At 73.1% G+C, this 19,216-nt stretch carries 21 protein-coding genes; 11 read left to right on the top strand and 10 right to left on the bottom strand.

What is annotated here, in order from left to right; genetic code table 11:
* Positions 1-7: 7 nt before the first annotated feature.
* Entirely contained in the window at positions 8-268 is a 261-nt protein-coding gene (locus ACSDG8_RS02860) for a hypothetical protein (RefSeq protein ID WP_030504016.1), read from the bottom strand.
* A gap of 173 nt (positions 269-441) precedes the next feature.
* On the bottom strand, positions 442-819 hold the full coding sequence (locus ACSDG8_RS02855; protein ID WP_210942637.1) for a hypothetical protein: 378 nt from the start codon (positions 817-819) through the stop codon (positions 442-444).
* Between the two features lie 112 nt (positions 820-931).
* Here ACSDG8_RS02855 and ACSDG8_RS02850 point away from each other — a divergent pair, with 112 nt between their 5' ends.
* From ACSDG8_RS02850 to ACSDG8_RS02840, 3 genes are all read left to right on the top strand, one after another.
* A complete protein-coding gene (locus ACSDG8_RS02850) occupies positions 932-3,481 on the top strand; it encodes an ATP-dependent Clp protease ATP-binding subunit (protein ID WP_210891631.1) in 2,550 nt (849 codons plus the stop codon).
* A 62-nt stretch (positions 3,482-3,543) separates the two neighbouring features.
* Entirely contained in the window at positions 3,544-3,711 is a 168-nt protein-coding gene (locus tag ACSDG8_RS02845; RefSeq protein ID WP_210891476.1) for a hypothetical protein, read from the top strand.
* On the top strand, positions 3,711-4,061 hold the full coding sequence (locus tag ACSDG8_RS02840) for a DUF3140 domain-containing protein (protein WP_210891478.1): 351 nt from the start codon (positions 3,711-3,713) through the stop codon (positions 4,059-4,061). The genes ACSDG8_RS02845 and ACSDG8_RS02840 overlap by 1 nt, the downstream gene beginning before the upstream one ends.
* A 47-nt stretch (positions 4,062-4,108) precedes the next feature.
* Here ACSDG8_RS02840 and ACSDG8_RS02835 read toward each other — a convergent pair whose 3' ends face one another.
* Genes ACSDG8_RS02835 through ACSDG8_RS02825 form a run of 3 tightly spaced genes read right to left on the bottom strand, consistent with a single transcriptional unit; the run spans position 4,109 to position 6,017 of the window.
* Entirely contained in the window at positions 4,109-4,345 is a 237-nt protein-coding gene (locus tag ACSDG8_RS02835; RefSeq protein ID WP_210891479.1) for a hypothetical protein, read from the bottom strand.
* 20 nt (positions 4,346-4,365) lie between these two features.
* Positions 4,366-5,352 carry a LysR substrate-binding domain-containing protein gene (locus tag ACSDG8_RS02830; protein ID WP_439427623.1) on the bottom strand — a complete coding sequence of 329 codons (987 nt, stop codon included), beginning with the start codon at positions 5,350-5,352 and terminating at the stop codon, positions 4,366-4,368.
* 47 nt (positions 5,353-5,399) lie between these two features.
* A complete protein-coding gene (locus ACSDG8_RS02825; protein ID WP_439427622.1) occupies positions 5,400-6,017 on the bottom strand; it encodes a hemerythrin domain-containing protein in 618 nt (205 codons plus the stop codon).
* A 127-nt stretch (positions 6,018-6,144) separates the two neighbouring features.
* Between ACSDG8_RS02825 and ACSDG8_RS02820 the strand changes: the two genes are divergently transcribed.
* Both ACSDG8_RS02820 and ACSDG8_RS02815 read left to right on the top strand, forming a co-directional pair.
* On the top strand, positions 6,145-7,473 hold the full coding sequence (locus ACSDG8_RS02820) for a M20/M25/M40 family metallo-hydrolase (protein ID WP_210891485.1): 1,329 nt from the start codon (positions 6,145-6,147) through the stop codon (positions 7,471-7,473).
* 62 nt (positions 7,474-7,535) lie between these two features.
* Positions 7,536-8,189 carry a hypothetical protein gene (locus ACSDG8_RS02815; RefSeq protein WP_030504008.1) on the top strand — a complete coding sequence of 218 codons (654 nt, stop codon included), beginning with the start codon at positions 7,536-7,538 and terminating at the stop codon, positions 8,187-8,189.
* Positions 8,190-8,243: 54 nt separating this feature from the next.
* Here ACSDG8_RS02815 and ACSDG8_RS02810 read toward each other — a convergent pair whose 3' ends face one another.
* Together ACSDG8_RS02810 and ACSDG8_RS02805 are read right to left on the bottom strand one after the other, a co-directional pair.
* Positions 8,244-8,435, bottom strand: coding sequence for a DUF5703 family protein (locus ACSDG8_RS02810; RefSeq protein WP_030274256.1), 192 nt, complete (start codon positions 8,433-8,435; stop codon positions 8,244-8,246).
* Positions 8,436-8,505: 70 nt separating this feature from the next.
* A complete protein-coding gene (locus ACSDG8_RS02805) occupies positions 8,506-9,477 on the bottom strand; it encodes an aldo/keto reductase (protein WP_210891487.1) in 972 nt (323 codons plus the stop codon).
* 164 nt (positions 9,478-9,641) lie between these two features.
* Between ACSDG8_RS02805 and ACSDG8_RS02800 the strand changes: the two genes are divergently transcribed.
* Positions 9,642-10,694: an LLM class F420-dependent oxidoreductase gene (locus tag ACSDG8_RS02800; protein WP_439428027.1), complete on the top strand. Its 1,053-nt coding sequence runs from the start codon at positions 9,642-9,644 to the stop codon at positions 10,692-10,694.
* Positions 10,691-11,527, top strand: coding sequence for an undecaprenyl-diphosphate phosphatase (locus ACSDG8_RS02795; RefSeq protein WP_210891489.1), 837 nt, complete (start codon positions 10,691-10,693; stop codon positions 11,525-11,527). Before ACSDG8_RS02800 ends, ACSDG8_RS02795 begins: the two co-directional genes overlap by 4 nt.
* Before the next feature lie 63 nt (positions 11,528-11,590).
* Here the strand turns inward: ACSDG8_RS02795 and ACSDG8_RS02790 are convergent, their stop codons facing one another.
* On the bottom strand, positions 11,591-12,181 hold the full coding sequence (locus tag ACSDG8_RS02790; RefSeq protein WP_210891491.1) for a hypothetical protein: 591 nt from the start codon (positions 12,179-12,181) through the stop codon (positions 11,591-11,593).
* A 1,280-nt stretch (positions 12,182-13,461) separates the two neighbouring features.
* Here ACSDG8_RS02790 and ACSDG8_RS02785 point away from each other — a divergent pair.
* The 4 genes from ACSDG8_RS02785 to mshC all read left to right on the top strand — a co-directional run bounded on the left by ACSDG8_RS02785 (position 13,462) and on the right by mshC (position 16,964).
* On the top strand, positions 13,462-14,175 hold the full coding sequence (locus ACSDG8_RS02785) for a histidine phosphatase family protein (RefSeq protein WP_439427621.1): 714 nt from the start codon (positions 13,462-13,464) through the stop codon (positions 14,173-14,175).
* A gap of 86 nt (positions 14,176-14,261) precedes the next feature.
* On the top strand, positions 14,262-14,843 hold the full coding sequence (locus tag ACSDG8_RS02780) for a DUF3090 domain-containing protein (protein ID WP_210891495.1): 582 nt from the start codon (positions 14,262-14,264) through the stop codon (positions 14,841-14,843).
* The gene (locus ACSDG8_RS02775) at positions 14,840-15,658 is read left to right on the top strand and encodes an SCO1664 family protein (protein WP_210891497.1); all 819 of its coding nucleotides are present in this window, start codon (positions 14,840-14,842) and stop codon (positions 15,656-15,658) included. The genes ACSDG8_RS02780 and ACSDG8_RS02775 overlap by 4 nt, the downstream gene beginning before the upstream one ends.
* Positions 15,659-15,725: 67 nt before the next feature.
* Positions 15,726-16,964, top strand: coding sequence for a cysteine--1-D-myo-inosityl 2-amino-2-deoxy-alpha-D-glucopyranoside ligase (gene mshC / locus ACSDG8_RS02770; protein WP_210891498.1), 1,239 nt, complete (start codon positions 15,726-15,728; stop codon positions 16,962-16,964).
* Between the two features lie 464 nt (positions 16,965-17,428).
* On the opposite strand, the gene ACSDG8_RS02765 is transcribed toward mshC, so the two are convergent.
* Together ACSDG8_RS02765 and ACSDG8_RS02760 are read right to left on the bottom strand one after the other, a co-directional pair.
* Positions 17,429-18,220 (bottom strand): GntR family transcriptional regulator, encoded by a 792-nt coding sequence (locus ACSDG8_RS02765; protein ID WP_184685754.1) that lies wholly within the window; start codon positions 18,218-18,220, stop codon positions 17,429-17,431.
* Positions 18,221-18,341: 121 nt separating this feature from the next.
* Complete coding sequence (locus tag ACSDG8_RS02760) at positions 18,342-19,211, bottom strand: PAC2 family protein (RefSeq protein WP_184685755.1); 870 nt, start codon at positions 19,209-19,211, stop codon at positions 18,342-18,344.
* Positions 19,212-19,216: the final 5 nt, after the last annotated feature.

Raw genomic sequence — 19,216 nt, 5'->3', positions numbered from 1 at the left:
GCCGGCCTCAGAGCGTCGCGACGTAGAGCTGTGCCTGCTCGACCGCGACGAGTGTCGCGGCGAGGCACTCCTCCAGCTCCTGGCTGGCCTGTGTCAGCGAGGCCTGGGCCGCCTCGACTGTCTCGTGGCCGCTGCCCTCCAGCGCGCCGGCCAGCGTCTGCTGTGCCTCGGCCAGCTTCTCGCCCGCTGCCTGCACCGCTGTCTGGCCGTCACCGATCTGCTGGAGCGCGACATCGATGGCGGCCTTCAGCTCGGCGACGCTCGCCACGGAACCTCCTGGGGGCAAAAGAGATCTCCATTACAACCCATCGGAACGAGTGGACGAACATCCACCCTCGCGCCGTTGCGACCCGCGTGTCCGGTTCCCGCCCTGACGTGCGCGAAGACATCGCCGTCGGTCCCACCGGCGGGCCTGCCGGTCCCGTCGACGGAACCGGTGATCTAGCGGCCCAGCCAGCGCGGGCCGCGTACCTCCGCGCCGAGCGCGGTCACCCGCTCGCGCAGCTCCCGGTCGGCGGTGACCACCACCCGTCGCCGCTGCGGCGCGGCGGCGACCAGCTCGACCACCGTGTCGTCGCCGGAGCCGGGCGCGGACACCACCTCCACCCCGGGCGCCGAGGTGACGTGCCGGGCCGCGCCCTCCACCACCAGCACCACCTGCACCGGCGGCGACAGCTCCGGCGGCACGCCCGCCTCCCCGACGGACGCCAGCGCGTCCCGCAGCCGCACGGCCGCGCCGGCCCGGTCCCGCCACCAGCCGTCCGGGCGCGAGCCCACCACGTTCGCGCCGTCCACGACCAGCAGCGGTCTGCTCTCCATGCCCTCAGCCTGCCATCCGGTCGCGTTTGTCGCGCCGACCGCCGGGTAGCCACCGCCGACCGTGCCGCGCGTGCCGGATACCGGTCGTGCCGACCGACTGCGGAGGACGATGATGATGGGACCGGGTGACTTCGGCAACGACCCCTGGGACGAGTTCCTGGCCCGATACTTCGGTCGGGGCGAGGGGGGACGCCGACCGGCGCACCGGGTCGACATCACCCGCCTGATGACCGCGGACGCCCGGGAGATGCTCGCCGACGCGGCCCGCCGGGCCGCCCAGAAGCACAGCAACGACCTGGACACCGACCACCTGCTGTGGGCGGCGTTGCAGCGTGAGCCGCTGCGCGACCTGGTACGCCGGGCCGGCGCCGACCCGGACACGCTCGTCAACGCGCTCGGCGGGCGGGGGGAGGGCGCGCCCCGGGGCGAGGTGCCGCCGAACCTGTCGCTGACCCCGGCCGCGAAGCGGGCGCTGCTGGACGCGCACCAGCTCTCCCGCGCGATGGGCGCCAACTACATCGGCCCCGAGCACATCCTGATGGCGCTGCCGCTGAACCCGGAGTCGCCGGCCGGCCGGATGCTCGCCGCCGGCCGGATCCAGCCGGAGTCGTTGCAGGCGGCCAGCGCCGAGCGGGGCGCGGCCGGCACGCCGCGCCCGGACCGCGGCACCCCCACCCTCGACCAGTACGGCCAGGACCTCACCGAGCTGGCCCGGATGGACCAGATCGACCCGGTGATCGGCCGCGCCGACGAGATCGAGCAGGCGGTGGAGATCCTGTCCCGGCGGACCAAGAACAATCCGGTGCTGATCGGCGAGGCCGGTGTCGGCAAGACCGCGATCGTGGAGGGCCTGGCGGAGCGGATCTGCGACGGCGACGTGCCGCAGACGCTCATCGGCAAGCGGGTCATCCAGCTCGACCTGTCCGGCCTGGTCGCCGGCACCCGCTACCGGGGCGACTTCGAGGAACGCCTGAAGAAGGTGATCGACGAGATCCGCGCCAACCGCGACGAGCTGATCATCTTCCTGGACGAGATCCACACGCTGGTCGGCGCGGGCGGCGCCGGCAGCGAGGGCGGGATGGACGCGTCGAACATGCTCAAGCCGGCCCTGGCGCGCGGCGAACTGCGGGTCATCGGCGCCACCACGCTCGACGAGTACCGGCGCACCATCGAGAAGGACGCCGCGCTGGCCCGCCGGTTCCAGCCGGTGCTGGTGCCCGAGCCGACCGTGGAGGACACCGTCGCGATCCTGCGCGGGCTGCGCGACCGGTACGAGGCGCACCACCAGGTCCGGTTCACCGACGAGGCGCTGATCGCCGCCGCTGAGCTGTCCGACCGGTACGTCACCGACCGGTTCCTGCCGGACAAGGCGATCGACCTGATCGACCAGGCCGGGGCGCGGGTCCGGCTGCGCACGCGCACCCCCGCCGAGGACGTGCGTGAGCTGGAGCAGCAGCTCGAGGACACGCGCCGGGACAAGGAGCAGGCGGTCTCCGACGAGCAGTACGAGCGGGCCTCCGCGCTGCGCGACCGGCTCGCCGAGCTGGAGGACCAGGTCCGCCGCGCCCGTGGCGACGAGGCCCCCAGCCACGTGCCCGAGGTGGGGCCGACGGAGATCGCCGAGGTGGTCTCCCGGGCCACCGGCATCCCGGTCACCCAGCTCACCGAGGAGGAACGCGACCGGCTGCTGCGCCTGGAGGGGCACCTGCACGAGAAGATCATCGGCCAGGACGACGCGGTCAGCGCCGTCTCCGAGGCGGTGCGCCGCTCCCGTACCGGGCTGGCCGACCCGAACCGGCCGATGGGCAGCTTCCTGTTCCTCGGCCCGACCGGCGTCGGCAAGACCGAGCTGGCCCGCGCGCTTGCCGAGGCGCTGTTCGGCGAGGCGGACCGGATGGTCCGGGTCGACATGAGCGAGTTCCAGGAGCGGCACACGGTCAGCCGGCTGGTGGGCGCGCCGCCCGGGTACGTCGGCTACGAGGAGGCCGGCCAGCTCACCGAGGCGGTCCGCCGCCGCCCGTACGCGGTCGTGCTGCTGGACGAGATCGAGAAGGCGCACCCGGACGTGTTCAACATCCTGCTCCAGGTGCTCGACGACGGACGGCTCACCGACAGCCAGGGCCGGACGGTGAACTTCAAGAACACTGTGCTGATCATGACGAGCAACCTCGGCTCGGAGCTGATCACCGGCACCCAGCGCACCGTCGGCTTCGCCAGCGGCGCGCCCGGCGAGCAGGAGAACGACGAGCTGCGGGAGCGGCTGATGCGCCGGCTGCAGGAGAACTTCCGCCCGGAGTTCCTCAACCGCATCGACGAGGTGATCATCTTCCAGCGGCTGGAGGCCGAGCAGCTTCGCCAGATCACCGGGCTGCTGCTGGAGGACACCCGCCGCCGCATGCACGCCCAGGACATCCAGGTCGAGTTCAGCACCGCCGGGGTGGACTGGCTCGCCGAGCACGGCTACCAGCCGGAGTTCGGCGCCCGCCCGCTGCGCCGCGTGATCCAGCGCGAGGTCGACAACCGGCTGTCCCGGATGCTGCTGGAGAACGAGATCTCCCCGGGGCAGAAGGTCACCGTCGACACCCGCGACGACCAGCTGGTCTTCGACGTCACCGCCGGTGAACGCGGGCACGCGGCGGCCACCACGTCTCATCCCCGATGACCGGCGGCGGTCCGCCCCGCACGGGACGGACCGGCTCGTCACCGAAGGATCGGAGGGCGGACATGACCGAACCCGAGGAATCCCGCGACGACGACACCGCCGCCGGTGAACCGATCGAGGCGGCCCCGACGGCGAACCCGTCCCGGGTCCGGGTGCCGCCGGAGGGCGTGCGGCAGCAGACACCGAACGAGAACGAGGCGGCACCCGGGCCGCCGGCAGAGGAGGCGTGATGGCACGCGAGGCGCGACTCGACCCCGAGGTCGAGGTGATCTGGGACGACTTCCACGCCGAGGTGAACGTCGAGTCCGAGACGTTGCGGCAGTGGCTGCTGACCCGGGGCTCGGGCGAGGAGGCGTTCGGCCCCGGCCCGGACCTCAACCTGCCCGAACCCGGCCGGCAGATCCTCGCCGTGCTGCGCAAACGCAAGGTGGACCTCACACCGGAGGACATCGAGGTGATGCGGGAGGCGATCACCCGGATCCGGGAGCTGAGCGCCCAGCGGCCCCGCCGGGGCAACGCCGACGACGAGTGGCGGCACGCCCTGCTCGACCTCGGCCACGACGTGCTGACCGAACGCTGAGCCGGTACTCGGGCGCCCGGGCGGATCACCCGCCCGGGCGCCGGTGTCTACTCCGACTCCAGGCTGGGCAGTCGCAGCCCGGCCGCGTCCGCCGCGGCCAGCAGCTCGTCCCGGGCCCGCTCCGCACGGCTGAGCAGGTTGGCGTACTCGGTGACGTCGGCCGGGTCCGGCACCTCCGGCAGCCGCCGCAGGAACGCCTCCACCTCGGCTGCGGCTGTGGTGTGCGCGGTGGCCGCCTGACGCAGCAGCTCCCGCTGATCGGCGGCCGGATACAGATCAGTCATGTCGCCGGTGTTACCCGGGTTCAGGCGATTCGCACCCCGCCGGTGCCGTTGGGCTGCACGCCGAACTCCGGGTGCGCCAGCAGCCAGCCCAGATAGTCGGGGTGGTTGGCCAGCGCGTCCGTGTACGCCGCGACCGCCGCCGCCAGCACCGGGTCGGCCACCGCGGCCGCCGGCACGTCCGGATGCCAGCCCAGCAGCAGCCGCCAGCGCAGCGGCGAACCGGCCAGCCGCCGCGTCACCAGCCCGGCGACCGGCCGGAACGTGGCCTGGCACAACGCCACCGCCTCGCCCGCGTCCACCAGTTCCAGGGCGGCCCGCACGTCCGCCTCGTACACCTTCCTGGGGGTGAAACCGGCGCGGGCGCACGCGGCGGCGAAGCAGTCGCCGAAGCAGCCGTCGCCCGGCGCGGCCACCCACCGCTCGCGACCGAGATCGACCAGGTCGATCTCGGCGCGACCGGCCAGCGGATGGGTCTGCGGCAGCAGCACGCAGATCGGCTCCACCGCCACCTCCCGCCAGCTCAGCCCGAACCCCGCCGACGGCGCCGAGTCGCCGCACACCCCGGTGAGGGCGAAGTCGAGCCGGCCGCCGGCCACCATCTGCGCCAGCTCGTCCACCGACCACGACGAGTACGTGGTGATCTGCGCGTCCGGCCGCTCGGCGGCGAGCCGGTGCACCAGCCGCCCCATGATCGGGCTGTTCACCCCGCCGAAGCGGTACCGGCGCAGCGGGTCGCCCGCGCCGGCCATCCGGGCCGCCTCGTCCCGCAGGCCCTTCATCGCCGGCAGCAGCACCCGCGCCCGGTCCAGCACCAGCTCGCCCAGCGCGGTCGGGCGTGCGCCACGGCGGTCCCGTTCGAACAGCGGCCCGCCCAGCGCCCGTTCGATCCGCTGAAGCTGGGCCGTCAACGCCGGCTGGGCAAGGCCGAGCGCCGAGGCGGCCTTGGTGACGCTCCCCGTCTCCGCGATCGCGCAGACCACACGCAGGTGTCGCAGCTCCAGATCCATACCGTGACGGTAGGACCACGAACCGATACGCGAAAGGGGCGATCGGCTCATGCCTCCCGGCGGTGTTCCAGGTCACTCAGCCGCGTACGCCGTCCGGCGACCACGTCACGCACCTTGTCCAGCACCCCGACCGCCGGTTCGACGATCTTGTTCCAGGGCGGGGTGGCCGGGGTGCCGGGGTGCGGACGCGTCGGCGCCGCCTCCTCCGCGATCTCCCAGCGGTTGCCCAGCCGGATCAGCTCGGCGTCGCTTGCCACCTCCCGCAGCGGCGTGACCAGCGCCGCGACGCGGCTGACGTGCCGGCGCACCCGCTCGGCCACGTCCGCGACCGCCGGGTCGTCCGCGCCGGACAGCTCCTTGAGCGCGGTCAGCAGCCCGCCGTCGGCCTCGATCTCCCGTTCCACCAGCTCGACGGCGTCCGGCATGGCGGCCCGGGCCGCCGGGAACAGGTACTGCTCCTCGGCCGACAGGTGCCGCGACACCGCGGCGGTCAGCACGTCCAGCACGTCGCGCCGCTCGTCCGCCGCCAGCGCCGGGTCGGTGACCCGGTCGGCCAGCCCCAGCAACGCCCGGTGCTCGGTGTCCACGAGGTCGGCCACGCTGCGACCCCCGGGCCGGTACGCGTCGTCGGCCGCGGGCGGCAGCGGCGGCAGCGGGACGGTCATGGGGCCCTCCTCGTGACGGCCGGGGTCGATGTCCCGGGCGCCTCCGCCGGTACCCGGCCGGGAGATCTGCGAAACCGCGGCGCGCACCGGCGGCCGGAACGACCCCGCCTGCTGATATAAGGAAGCGATGACGAGCGACGCCCTCCCCGCCCGGCCCGACGGCACCGACGAGGTCGTGGACCTCTGCCGCGACCTGCTGCGCATCGACACCACGAACACCGGCGACAACGACACGAGCGTGGGGGAGCGGCGCGCCGCCGAGTACGTGGCGGAGAAGCTCGCCGAGGCCGGCGTCGACGCCGAGATCCACGAATCGGCACCCGGCCGGGCGAACGTGGTCGCCCGCATCCCCGGCACCGAGCCGGGCCGCGACGCGCTGCTCGTGCACGGCCACCTCGACGTCGTCCCCGCCGACCCGGACGAGTGGTCGGTGCACCCGTTCTCCGGCGAGATCCGCGACGGCTACCTGTGGGGCCGCGGCGCGATCGACATGAAGGACTTCGACGCCATGGTGCTCGCCGTGGTGCGCGGCTGGCAGCGCGCCGGCGTCCGCCCCCGGCGTGACATCGTGCTCGCGTTCACCGCCGACGAGGAAGCCGGCAGCGACTACGGCGCGCACTTCCTCACCCAGCGGCACCGCGACCTGTTCGACGGCTGCACCGAGGCGATCGGCGAGGTCGGCGGCTTCTCCTACTCGGTGGACGAGCAGCGCCGCCTCTACCTGATCGAGACCGCCGAGAAGGGCATCGACTGGCTGCGCCTGCACGCCAAGGGCCGGCCCGGCCACGGCTCGATGATGCACGACGACAACGCCGTCACCGCGCTGGCCGAGGCGGTCGCCCGGATCGGCCGGCACCGCTTCCCGGTGGTGATGACCGACACCGTCCGCGCCTTCCTGGCCGAGGTCTCCGACGTCCTCGGCATCGAGATCGACCCGGACGACCCGGAGACCGCGATCGCCAAGCTCGGCCCGATCGCCAACATCATCGGCGCGACCATCCGCAACACCGCCAACCCGACCCGGCTGGCCGCCGGCTACAAGGACAACGTCATCCCCGGCCGGGCCACCGCCACCATCGACTGCCGCAGCCTGCCCGGGCAGAGCGAGGAGCTGGAACGGCAGCTGCGCGAGCTGGTCGGCCCGGACATCGCCATCGAGTACGTCCAGCGCCAGCCGGCCCTGGAGACCACCTTCGACGGCGACCTGGTGGCGGGCATGTCGGCCGCGCTGCGCGCCGAGGACCCGGGCGCGCACCCGGTGCCGTACATGCTCTCCGGCGGCACCGACGCCAAGGCGTTCTCCCGGCTCGGCATCCGCTGCTTCGGCTTCGCGCCGCTGCGGCTGCCCGCCGACCTCAATTTCTCCGGCCTGTTCCACGGCATCGACGAGCGGGTTCCGCTGGACGGACTACAGTTCGGCGTGCGGGTTCTGGACCGCTTCCTGCGTACCTGCTGACCGCGCCCACAGCGGCGCCGCCGGCGCGGAACCCTCCCCCCATCGCGAAGGGACTGCCACACATGACCGACCAGCACGGTGAGCTGGATGCCGCCCTCGAGCGGGTGATCGACGCCGCTCGCGCCCACCTGGCCGCCGTCCGGGCCGCTCAGGGCCGGATCGACGACGACGCCGTCTGGCAGGCGTACGTCGCGTTGAACAACGCCTCGTTCGCCTACGACGAGCAACTGCTCGACGCGTTCGGCGAGGTGACGCCCTGGGACGTGGAGTCGATCGACCCGGACGAGGCCGACGAGCGCTTCGGCGCCGTCGAGGGCGGCGAGCCCACCGACCCGCACCCGCGGGTCATCTCGGTGCGGCAGCGCCGCGACTACCGGGTGCCCAGCGTCGCCGCACTGCTGCGCGCGGCCGAGGCGGCCCGCCGCGACGGCACCCCCGAGGACGACGAGCCGGCCCCGGTGGAGGGCGTCGGCGAGGCGGTGCTGGAGCTGCTGCAGAGCGGCGACGGCTCGCTGTCCGCGCTGGACGTGCCGGAGCTGGAACCGCTCGACGGCGTCGTCATGGTCAGCGAGGTCGGCACCCCGGTCGACCTGGAGTCGTTCGACGACGACGACCCGGTCGGGCCGTTCCAGCCCGCCGCCGACGACCGCCTGGTCGGCCGGCTCGACGAGCACCCGTTCATGGAGCTCGACGAGGAGCACGACCACGCGCACTAGGCCGTGCGCGTCCCCGGGGCGGCGCCGCGCCGCGCGGCCCCGGGGACGGGCCCGTCAGTACGACAGGCCCGGCTGCGACTGGTTCACCAGGCGGCGCCGCAGCACCACCTGCCGCGTGCCGTCCCGGTAGAGCCGCACCCGGGCCAGCTCCCAGCCGGAGAACTCGGCCTGGATCGCCAGCTGCGCCGCGGCGGTCAGCCGATCGACGTTCGAGGGCAACCGCAGCGGCGCGTATTCGTAGTCCATGCCCCTATGCTGCCCAGGTGGCGAGCCCTCCGCCACCCCTTGACGGTGACCCGGATCGCCCCGCCGCGGTTCAGCCGTCGCGCTCCGGATAGCCCACCGGCACCGCCGACACGTCGTCGAGCGCCGTGACGATCTCCTCCGGCAGCGTCATCCGCTCCACCTGCAACGCGCCGAGCAGTTGCCCGACGGTGCGGGCGCCGAGGATCGGCGCGGTCACACCCGGCCGGTCCCGGACCCAGGCCAGCGCCACCTCCAGCGGCGACACGCCGAGCCCGCCGGCCGCGATGGCGACCGCCTCCACGATGCTGGAGCAGCGCGGCTCCAGGTAGGTGGCGACGAACCGCTCGAAGTGCGGGGACACCGCCCGCGAGTCCGCCGGGCGGCCGTTGCGGTACTTGCCGGTGAGCACGCCCCGGCCCAGCGGCGACCAGGGCAGCACGCCCAGCCCCATCCCGGCGCAGGCGGGCAGCACCTCCCGCTCGACGCCGCGCTCCAGCAGCGAGTACTCCACCTGCGCGGCGACCACCGGGGCCCGCCCCGGCCAGGCGGCCTGCCAGGCGGCGGCGCGCGCGGTCTGCCAGCCGGAGAAGTTCGACACGCCGACGTAGCGGGCCTTCCCGCTGGACACGGCGTGGTCCAGGGCCGAGAGCGTCTCCTCCAGCGGGGTGTCCGGGTCGTACCCGTGCACCTGCCAGAGGTCGACGTGGTCGGTGCCGAGCCGGCGCAGCGAGGCGTCGAGCGTACGCAGCAGGTGCCCGCGCGAGCCGTCGCGACGCCGCCCGCTGCCCGGCCGCAACCCCGCCTTCGTGGCGATCAGCAGCTCGTCACGGTCCACCAGGCTGCCCAGCAGCGAGCCGATCACCGACTCGGCGTCGCCGTCGGCGTACACGTCGGCCGTGTCCACGAGGTTGCCGCCCGCGTCGAGGAAACTCTTCAGCTGGGCGGCCGCGTCGTCGGCGTCGGTGTCCCGTCCCCAGGTCATGGTGCCGAGCGCGAGCCGCGATACCGCCAGCCCGCTTCGGCCGAGCGGTCGCTGTTGCATGCGTGAACCTTATTTCGAACCCGGCGTCACGGATATCCTCGCCGCAGTCAAGTTCCCGCGCGACACCAGACGGGTGTGACATGTTCGGGGTGAGCCGGACGTCGAGGGTGCCACGCTCATTGCGTAACCTGATGCGACCTGTGGTGCGGATGGCGGGAGGATCAGTGCGACTCGGGCTCAACCTCGGATACCAGACGGCGTGGAGCACGCCGTTCGACCACCTGGCATTGGCCCAGGAGGCGGACCGGCTCGGCTACTCGGTCGTGTGGGCCGCGGAGGCGTACGGCTCGGACTCGCCGAGCATCCTGTCCTGGATCGCCGGGCAGACGGAGCGGATCGACGTCGGGTCAGCGGTCATGCAGATCCCGGCCCGCTCGCCGGCCATGACCGCGATGACCGCCGCGACCATCGACGCGATCTCCGGCGGCCGGTTCCGGCTCGGCCTGGGCGTGTCCGGCCCGCAGGTCTCCGAGGGCTGGCACGGCGTCCGGTTCGCCAAGCCGCTGGCCCGCACGCGGGAGTACGTCGACATCGTCAAGCTGGCGGTGGCCCGCAAGGAGGTCGCGTACGACGGCGAGCACTACACGCTGCCGCTGCCGGACGGCCCGGGCAAGGCGCTGCGGCTGGGCTTCCACCCGCCGCGCGAGCACATCCCGATCTACCTGGCCGCCGTCGGCCCGAAGAACCTGGAGCTGGCCGGCGAGATCGCCGACGGCTGGCTGGCCGTCTTCTACTCCCCGGAGTTCGCCGACGAGCACCTCGCCTCGGTCCGGACCGGCCGCGCCGCGGCGGGCAAGGAGCTGGCCGGCTTCGACGTGGTGCCGTCCGTGCCGGTCGTGGTCGGCGACGACATCGCCACCTGCGCCGAGCTGGTCCGCTGGTACGCCGCCCTGTACGTCGGCGGCATGGGCAGCCGCAAGCAGAACTTCTACAACCAGCTCGCCACCCGGATGGGCTACGGCGACGCCGCCCGCGAGGTGCAGGACCTCTACCTGGCCAAGCGGCAGCGCGACGCGGCCGCCGCCGTACCCATGGAGTTCATCGACCGCACCTCGCTGCTCGGCCCGAAGGAGCGCATCGCCGAGCGCATGCGGGAGTACGCCGCAGCCGGCGTGACCACGCTGTCGGTGTCGCTGTTCGTGGCCGACCGGGAGAGCGGGGTGCAGACGCTGCGGACCGTCGCCGAGGCGCTGGAGCTGTCCGGAGTCGGCGAGTGACCTGGCTCGAAGCCATCGTCCTGGGCCTCGTCCAGGGACTGACCGAGTTCCTCCCGGTGTCCTCGTCGGGGCACCTGCGGATCACCTCGGCCATCTTCTTCGGCCGGGACGCGGGCGCGTCGTTCACCGCGGTCACCCAGCTCGGCACCGAAGCCGCCGTCCTGATCTACTTCGCCAAGGACATCTGGCGGATCGTACGGACCTGGTGCGTGGGCCTGTTCGACCGCTCGGTGCGTTCCAGCCTCGACTACCGCATGGGCTGGTACGTCATCGTCGGCACCATCCCGATCGGCATCTTCGGACTGATCTTCAAGGACCAGATCCGCACCGCCGGCCGCAACCTCTGGCTGATCTCCTGCACGCTGATCATCGGCGCGGTGCTGCTGGCCTTCGCCGAGTACTGGGGCCGGCAGACCCGCACGCTGGAGAACTTCCGGATGCGCGACGGCGTGGTGATGGGCTTCGCGCAGGCCGCGGCGCTGGTGCCCGGCGTGTCCCGCTCCGGCGGCACGCTGACCGCGGGCCTGCTGCTCAACCTGACCCGGGAGACCGCGGCCCGCTACTCGTTCCTGCTGGCCATCCCGGCCGTGGTGATCTCCGGCGTGTTCAGCCTGCCGGACGTCTTCGAGCCGTCCGCGCCCGGGACCGCCGCGCCGAGCGTGGCGCAGATGGTGGTGGCGACGCTCATCGCGTTCGTCGTCGGGTACGCCGCCATCGCCTGGCTGCTGCGCTACGTCGCACACCACACGCTGTACGTCTTCGTGCTCTACCGGGTCGCGCTCGGCAGCCTGGTCATCTGCCTGCTGGCCACCGGCACGATCAGCGCCACCTGACGCTGTCGTCCTGGCACGCGAAAAGGCCGGCACCCCGTTCATCGGGGTGCCGGCCTGTCTTGCTTACTTGTTCCAGTGTTCGGCGACGAGGTCGGCGGCCTGCTGCTCCCACTGGGCGTAGTGGTCGGGGTAGGCACTGACCTGGACGGTCTGGGCGGCGACGGTCAGGGGCATGTCCTGCCAGCCGTCGACCTGCTTGAGGCCCTTCAGGAACGCGGTGGTCGAGTACTCGGGGTCGGTGATCTGCTCGACCGTGCCCCAACCGCTGGAGGGGCGCTGCTGGAACAGGCCCTGCGAGTCGTGGTCGTTGCGGTCACCGAGGTGGCCGAGGTTCTCCAGCTTGGACTCCTGCAGGGCCGTGGCGATGGAGACGACGGCGGCGCGTTCGTCCATGCCGGCCTTCTTGGTGGCGGCGATGATCGCCTTGACGTTGGCGGTCTGCTCGTCGTTGAGGTCGATGTGGGACTGGGTGCCCTGCACGCCGTGCGGGATCAGGGTGGCGGTGTCGAGCTTCGCGGCGGTCTGGGTGGTGGTGACCGCGGCGTCGCGGGTGGTGGGGGTGGTGTCGGTGTGGTTGAGCGGGCCGGCGGCCAGGCCACCGGCGACGGTCAGACCAGCGATACCGAGAATGCTCTTACGCAGGATCGTGTTCATGGGGGGCTCCATTCGGGGGTCGACGCACACCCGGGGGGATGGGGCGCGCGGGCACCGTCAGGCGCACAAGAAGTCTTCGGGGGATCCGGCTTCGCTGCCCGTGGTTCGGGGGGCCGGAAGGATGTGCAACGACCGCCGTCCCGGGTTCATTCCGGGGTGCCATCCGCCCTCGCGGGGGTGCGGGGGGATGCTGCTGCGGTCGTTCACCAGGTATAACGCCTCGCGGCCGTCCCCGATTCCGCCACCAAGGTGTCCCCGACCACCCCGAAACCCGACACCGCACCCACGTCCGGACACCGGCCCCGAACCGCACGCTCGTCCCAGCCCGCCGGTCAGCGCAGGCCAGCCCAGCACAGGCCAGCCCCAGCCCGGGCCTCTGGCCGTCCTTGCTGCCGTCGATCATGAGGTTGACGGCGCCGGTTGTCCGGTTTGTCACCGCCAACTCCATGATCAACGGCTAGGACGGACCAGCATGGTGGCCGCATCCGAGTGCCCCGGACCCGCCACTTGCCGCAGTGGCGGACCGGCCGGCCACTACGCCGAAGTGGCGGCAACGGGGCGCCCCGGACCCGCCACCTCCCCGAGCTGGCGAACCAGTCGCCAGTTCCCCGAAGTGGCGGCATCGGGGTGCCCCGGATCCCGCCATTTCCCCGAACTGGTGGACCGGGCGACCACTACGCCGAAGTGGCGGCATCCGAGTGCCCCGGATCCGGCCACCTCCCCGAGCTGGCCAACCCCGCCCTCCGCTGTGACCCACTCCTCGCCCTCGCTTGCGCCCGGGGCATCCGGTTCGCGCCGCTCGGTTGTAGTGGTGACCGGTTCGCCACCTCGGGGAAGTGGCGGGATCCGCAGCACTCCGTTGCCACCATTTCGGGGGTGACTGGCCTGCCAGTTCGGGGTAGCGGCTGCCTTCGCCGTTGTCCGGCGCCGGGCAGTTCGCCTCGGGGCGGCCTGGTCCGCCCGGTTCAAGGAGGTGGCGGGGTCCGGCCTCCTCCGCACCACGCCGAAGGCGCGTTGTGTGCCAGCCGGTTCGGTTGTCAGGGCTCATCCGCCTGCCCTGTTGCCACCATTTCGGGGAACTGGTGGCTGGCTGGCCAGCTCGGGGAGGTGGCCGGATCCGGGGCACTCCGATGCCGCCAGTTCGGGGAAGTGGTCGGCCGTTCCGCCAGTTCGGGGAAGTGGCGGCGTCCGGGGCACCCCGATGCCGCCACTTCGGGGAACTGGTGGCCGATAGGCGGGCGTCGTGGCGGGACGATCACCGGCGGGGCGTACCGCCTAGGGTGGTCAGCGTGGCGACCCTTCTGCTTCTGCGACACGGCCGGACCACCGCGAACGCCGACGGCGGCCTGGCCGGGCGGCAACCGGTCGAGCTGGACGACACCGGCCGGGCGCAGGCGACCGCGGTCGGCGCACGCCTGGCCGGGCTGCCGCTCGCGGCGGTGGTGACCAGCCCGCTGATCCGCTGCCGGCAGACCCTGGAGCTGGCGCTGCCGGACGCCGCGCCGGTGGTCGACGAGGGGCTGATCGAGTGTGGGTACGGCGACTGGGAGGGGCAGTCGCTGAAGAAGCTGGCGAAGGAGCCGCTCTGGCCGGTGGTGCAGCAGCACCCGAGCGCCGCCGCGTTCCCGCAGGGGGAGTCGATGGCGGCGATGTCCGCGCGCGCGGTGGCCGCGGTGCGGGCGTGGGACGCGCGGGTCAACGCCGAGCACGGGCCGGAGGCGGTCTGGCTGGCGTGCAGCCACGGCGACGTGATCAAGGCGATCGTGGCGGACGCGCTCGGCGTACACCTTGATCTTTTCCAGCGGATCGTGGTCGACCCGGCGTCGGTGACGGCGATCCGCTACACCCCGTTGCGGCCGTTCCTGGTCCGGCTCAACGACACCGGCGGCGACCTGTCGGCGCTGGTCCCGCCGCCGCGCAAGCGGCGCCGGCGTTCGGCGCGGCCGGCCGAGTCGGACGCGGCGGTCGGCGGGGGTGCGGGCGCGGCCGGATAGCCGGCCCGGCGCGGCGCGTTCGCTCTGGGCGGATTCGGCGTCGGTGGGCTGCGCGGCACTTCCACACGCCGGATAGGGTCGTGGGTATGACGCACCAGGTGCACGCCTTCGAGCCGCCCGAGCGGTTCGTCGCCGGTACGGTCGGCCCGCCGGGGGAGCGTACGTTCTTCCTCCAAGCGCGCGGCGGCGGCCGGCTGGTCAGCGTGTCGCTGGAGAAGGTCCAGGTGTCGTTGCTCGCCGAGAAGCTCGAAGAGCTGCTCGCCGAGGCGCAGCGCCGCTTCGGCGTGCAGCTGCCCGAGGCCGCGCCGACGACGGGCGGCGACAACGAGCCGCTCGACACCCCGGTGGACGAGGAGTTCCGCGTCGGCACGCTGGGCCTGGCCTTCGACGTGGACACCGCGACGGTGGTGATCGAGGCGATCGCCGTGGGTGAGGCGGAGGTCGAGGTCGAGCTGGGCGGCGCGGACGACGACACCGACGAGGAACCGGACGAGCCGGACGCCGACCTCGACCGGCTCCGGGTACGGCTGACCCCGGAGGCGACCCGCGAGTTCATCGAGCGGGCCAAGCGCGTCGTCAACGCCGGCCGTCCCCCCTGCCCGCTGTGCGGGCAGCCGCTGGACCCGGCCGGTCACCTCTGCCCCCGGAACAACGGCTATCACCGGTGACGTCGTCGGAACTGCAGCCCCGACAGGACGGCGCCGAGGCGCTGCGGCTGCTCGCCGACGGTGAGCTGACCCTGGAGGGGCGGCTGGTCGACGCCTCCAACGCCACCTTGCGCGGCGTCGTCGCGCTCGGCGACGTCACCGCCCACTGTGTCTACAAGCCGGTACGCGGCGAGCGCCCGCTATGGGACTTCCCGGACGGCACGCTCGCCGGCCGGGAGGTGGCCGCCTACCTGGTGTCCCGCGCCACCGGCTGGGACCTGGTGCCGCCGACGGTGCTGCGCGACGGTCCGTTCGGTCCCGGCTCCTGCCAGCTCTGGATCGACGAGCCGGACGACGCCGAGCCGCTCGTCGGGTTCGTGCCGGCGCGGGAGATCCCGCCGCGCTGGTTCCCGGTGGCCGCGGCCCGCGACGACGACGGCGCCGCGTACGCGCTGGCGCACGCCGACGACCCCCGCCTGGCCCGGCTTGCCGTGCTCGACGCGGTGATCAACAACGCCGATCGGAAGGGCGGGCACGTGCTCGTCGGCCCGGACGACCGGATCTACGGCGTCGACCACGGCGTGAGCTTCCACGTCGAGGAGAAGCTGCGTACGGTGCTGTGGGGCTGGGCCGGCCGCGAGCTGCCACCGGACGCGGTGGAGATGCTCGACGGCCTGGCCGGTCAGCTTCGCGGCCCGCTCGGCGACGAACTGGCCGACCACCTGACGATCGGTGAGACCGCGGCGCTGGCGGCCCGGGTACGGCGGCTGCGCGAGACCGGCCGGTTCCCGCTGCCTCCTGAGGAGTGGCCGGCGATGCCCTGGCCGCCGATGTGAGCCGCTGTCGCGTTGATCACCCGTAGGGCGGCACCCGAGGGTCTGACGGATCGTTAGGCTGGCGGTCATGGAGTCTTGGGCGGGACACGAGGTGCCACGGCTGCCCGGCGCGGGCGTGCCGCTGAGGTTGTACGACTCGGCGCGGCAGGGCGCCCACCCCAGCCGGCCCGAGGGCGCGGCCTCGATGTACGTCTGCGGCATCACCCCGTACGACGCCACGCACCTGGGGCACGCCGCCACCATGATCGCGTTCGATCTGGTGCAGCGGATGTGGCGCGACGCCGGCCTGGACGTGCGCTACGTGCAGAACGTCACCGACATCGACGACCCGCTGCTGGAGCGCGCCGAACGCGACGGCGAGGACTGGAAGGTCCTGGCCATGCGCGAGACCGCGCTGTTCCGCGAGGACATGGAGGCGCTGCGGATGATCCCGCCGGCGCACTACGTCGGCGCTGTCGAGTCGATCCCGGAGATTGCCGAGAAAGTGCTGGTGCTGCTCAAGGACGGCGCCGCGTACCGCCTCGACGACGGCACCGGTGACGTCTACTTCGATGTCTCCGCCGCCCCGCGCTTCGGCTACGAGTCGAACCTGTCCCGCGAGCAGATGCTGGAGCTGTTCGCCGAGCGCGGCGGCGACCCGGAGCGCGCCGGCAAGCGCGACCCGCTCGACCCGCTGCTGTGGCGCGGCGCCCGCGAGGGCGAGCCGTCCTGGCCCGGCGGTGAACTCGGCGCGGGCCGCCCCGGCTGGCACATCGAGTGCACGGTCATCGCGTTGAACCTGCTCGGCGACCGGATCGACGTGCAGGGCGGCGGCAACGACCTGATCTTCCCGCACCACGAGTGCTCCGCCGCGCACGCCGAGCGGCTCACCGGCGAGGCGCCGTTCGCCGACCACTACGTACACGCCGGCATGATCGGCCTGGACGGCGAGAAGATGTCGAAGTCCCAGGGCAACCTGGTCTTCGTGTCCCGGCTGCGGGCCGACAAGGTCGACCCGATGGCGGTGCGGCTGGCGCTGATGAGCGGCCACTACCGCAGCGACCGGTCCTGGACCGACGATCTGCTCACCGAGGCGCAGGAGCGGCTGGACCGCTGGCGGCGGGCCGCCGCCGCGCCGGCCGGGCCGTCGGGGGCGGCGTTGCTGACCGAGGTACGCGAGCGCCTGGCCGACGACCTGGACACGCCGGGCGCTCTGGCGGCGGCTGACCGCTGGGCCGACGGGGCACTGAACGGCGCGACGGACGACCCGGAGGCCCCGGAGCTGTTCGCCGACACGGTCGACGCCCTCCTCGGCATCGCCCTGTAGCCGCCCCGCCCGCCCCTCGCTCATCCGTCCCGCGCCGCGCTCTCGCCCTCGCTCGTCCGTCCCCCGCCGCGTCGCGCCTCGCCTCGCCTCGCCGATCTTGCACTTGCGGCCCGCGCTCTCGCCGTTTCGCCCCGGTTCGCGGGGTCGGAAACCGCAAGATCGCGTCGCTCGGCGGGTGGATGGAACGTGGTGGGTGTGTCAGGGGCGGTTTGACACCCATGGCGTTCCACCCCGCGTGACCCGGCCCGTGGCGTGGCCACTTCGTGAGCTGCGCCCGTGTGCCCGGGCGGGAGTTCCGCCGGGCGCGGCCCTTTAAGGGAGGCTGCGTGCGTGTGCGCAGGCCCTACCGGCCCACCTCGGCGATCTTGCACTTGCGGCCCTCGGGGCGTCGTAAATGCCCCGTATGCCGGGGCGCGGAGTGCAAGATCGCCGGGGCGTGCGTGGGAGCGCCGGGGCGCGGGCGGTCAGCCCAGGACCAGGCCGGGGTCGGGGTCCTGGTCGGGGGACGGGGCGGGGATCTTGTACTCCTCGGTGAGCGTGGTCATCGGGCCGGGCCAGGTGGCCTGCGCGACCTCGATCGGCTTGCGCCGCTCGTCGTACGCCACGTGCAGCAAATGCAGCACCGGTGTGTCGGGGCGGATCTGGAGGATCTCCGCCTCCTCCCGGCTGGGCTGGCGCGCGCTGATCGTGTCGGTGGCGGTGACGTACCGCCGGCCGGTGACCTCCTCGGCCTCCTGGTAGAGCGGCCGGCCGAACGCCTCGGCGCGTTCCAGCGAGGTGCCGGCGGTGTCGGCGGGCAGGAACCACGACGCGCCGACCTCAACCGGGGAGTCGTCGGTGCGTACCAGGTGCCGCCGGCAGAGCAGTTCGGTGCCGTCGGCGACGCCGAACGCGTCGGCCACTTCGGCCGGGGCGGGGGAGCGGCCGACCGAGACGAGTTGCTGGCGGTACCGGGCGGCCAGGTCGGTGTGGTAGCCGCGGAAGCCGCCGTACCGGCCCCGGGACAGGCGGTTGAGGCGGCGCCGGGTGCCGCGGACGTACGTACCGGAGCCGGGTTTGGTGATCAGGATGCCTTCGACCCGCAGCTGGTCGACGGCGCGTTGGACGGTCTGCTTTGCGACGCCGAACATCTCGGCGATGGCCGGGATGGACGGCAGCCGCTCGCCGGGTCCCCAGTCGCCGCGGCGCACCTGGGCCTTGAGCTGCGCGGCGATCTGCCGGTGCGGGAACTCGGCCGCGCCGGGGTTGATCTGCATCCGGGCCTCCTCAGAACCAGAACAGCTAGGTTCCTAGGATGCCCTACGGGGTGTGACGCCGCTACCCCGGACACGCAGAAACCGGGCCCCGGCGAGGGGACCCGGCTTCGACGGAAAGCTGCTACCAGGAACCCGCTGTCGGCCCGGCGGAGCCGCCGCGGCGGCGCAGGTACTTCTCGAACTCCTGGGCGATCTCGTCCCCGGTCAGCGGGGTGATGCCGGCGTCGCCGACCCGTTCCTCCAGCTCACGCACGTACTCGCCGAGTTCGGCGTCCTGCTCGGCGGCGCTGCGGACCCGCTGCTCCCACTCGGCGGCCTCCTCGGCCAGGTCGGCCATCGGCACCGGCAGGTCGAGCACGTCTTCGACCCGGTGCAGCAGCGCGAGCGTGGCCTTCGGGCAGGGCGGGTTGTTGGCGTAGTGCGGCACGTGCACCCAGAACGACACCGCGTCGACCTCGGCCCGGGTGCAGGCGTCGTGCAGCACGCCGACGATGCCGGTCGGCCCGTCGTACCGGGTGGGGGTGAGCTGGTAGCGCTTGGCCGCGTCGGCGTCCGACGCGCTGCCGCTGATCGGCAGCGGCCGGGTGTACGGCACGTCGGCGAGCAGCGCGCCGAGCAGGACCACCCGCTCGACCTCCAGGCTGTGGCAGATCTCCAGCACCTGCTCGCAGAAGGTACGCCAGCGCATGCTCGGCTCGATGCCCCGGATCAGCACCACGTCCCGCTCGGTGCCCTCCGGGCTGGCCACCATGAACCGCGTGGTGGGCCATTCGACGCGCCGGGTCTCCCCGTCGGCCATGGTGATCGTCGGACGGCTCACCTGGAAGTCGTAGAAGTCCTCCGGGTCCAGCTCGGTCACCTGCCGGGCCTGCCAGACCTGCTCCAGGTGTTCCACGGCGGCGGTTGAGGCGTCGGCGGCGTCGTTCCAGCCCTCGAAGGCCGCGATGGCGACCGGCGAGCGCAGTACCGGCAGCCCGTCGAACTCGGTCACGCCGT

This window comes from Micromonospora sp. LA-10 (genome assembly GCF_051853095.1).
Classification (GTDB): Bacteria; Actinomycetota; Actinomycetes; order Mycobacteriales; family Micromonosporaceae; genus Micromonospora; species Micromonospora echinospora_A.
Note: the sequence above shows the minus strand (reverse complement) of the source record. Positions and strands in the feature narration are given on the sequence as shown.

Coding starts and splice junctions, on each gene's coding strand:
- ACSDG8_RS02810 (WP_030274256.1), bottom strand. CDS start 8,435: ATGGACTACGAATACGCGCCGCTGCGGTTGCCCTCGAACGTCGATCGG.
- ACSDG8_RS02840 (WP_210891478.1), top strand. CDS start 3,711: ATGGCACGCGAGGCGCGACTCGACCCCGAGGTCGAGGTGATCTGGGAC.
- ACSDG8_RS02805 (WP_210891487.1), bottom strand. CDS start 9,477: ATGCAACAGCGACCGCTCGGCCGAAGCGGGCTGGCGGTATCGCGGCTC.
- ACSDG8_RS02820 (WP_210891485.1), top strand. CDS start 6,145: ATGACGAGCGACGCCCTCCCCGCCCGGCCCGACGGCACCGACGAGGTC.
- ACSDG8_RS02825 (WP_439427622.1), bottom strand. CDS start 6,017: ATGACCGTCCCGCTGCCGCCGCTGCCGCCCGCGGCCGACGACGCGTAC.
- ACSDG8_RS02845 (WP_210891476.1), top strand. CDS start 3,544: ATGACCGAACCCGAGGAATCCCGCGACGACGACACCGCCGCCGGTGAA.
- ACSDG8_RS02780 (WP_210891495.1), top strand. CDS start 14,262: ATGACGCACCAGGTGCACGCCTTCGAGCCGCCCGAGCGGTTCGTCGCC.
- ACSDG8_RS02850 (WP_210891631.1), top strand. CDS start 932: ATGATGGGACCGGGTGACTTCGGCAACGACCCCTGGGACGAGTTCCTG.
- ACSDG8_RS02790 (WP_210891491.1), bottom strand. CDS start 12,181: ATGAACACGATCCTGCGTAAGAGCATTCTCGGTATCGCTGGTCTGACC.
- ACSDG8_RS02855 (WP_210942637.1), bottom strand. CDS start 819: ATGGAGAGCAGACCGCTGCTGGTCGTGGACGGCGCGAACGTGGTGGGC.
- ACSDG8_RS02815 (WP_030504008.1), top strand. CDS start 7,536: ATGACCGACCAGCACGGTGAGCTGGATGCCGCCCTCGAGCGGGTGATC.
- ACSDG8_RS02835 (WP_210891479.1), bottom strand. CDS start 4,345: ATGACTGATCTGTATCCGGCCGCCGATCAGCGGGAGCTGCTGCGTCAG.
- mshC (WP_210891498.1), top strand. CDS start 15,726: ATGGAGTCTTGGGCGGGACACGAGGTGCCACGGCTGCCCGGCGCGGGC.
- ACSDG8_RS02830 (WP_439427623.1), bottom strand. CDS start 5,352: ATGGATCTGGAGCTGCGACACCTGCGTGTGGTCTGCGCGATCGCGGAG.
- ACSDG8_RS02765 (WP_184685754.1), bottom strand. CDS start 18,220: ATGCAGATCAACCCCGGCGCGGCCGAGTTCCCGCACCGGCAGATCGCC.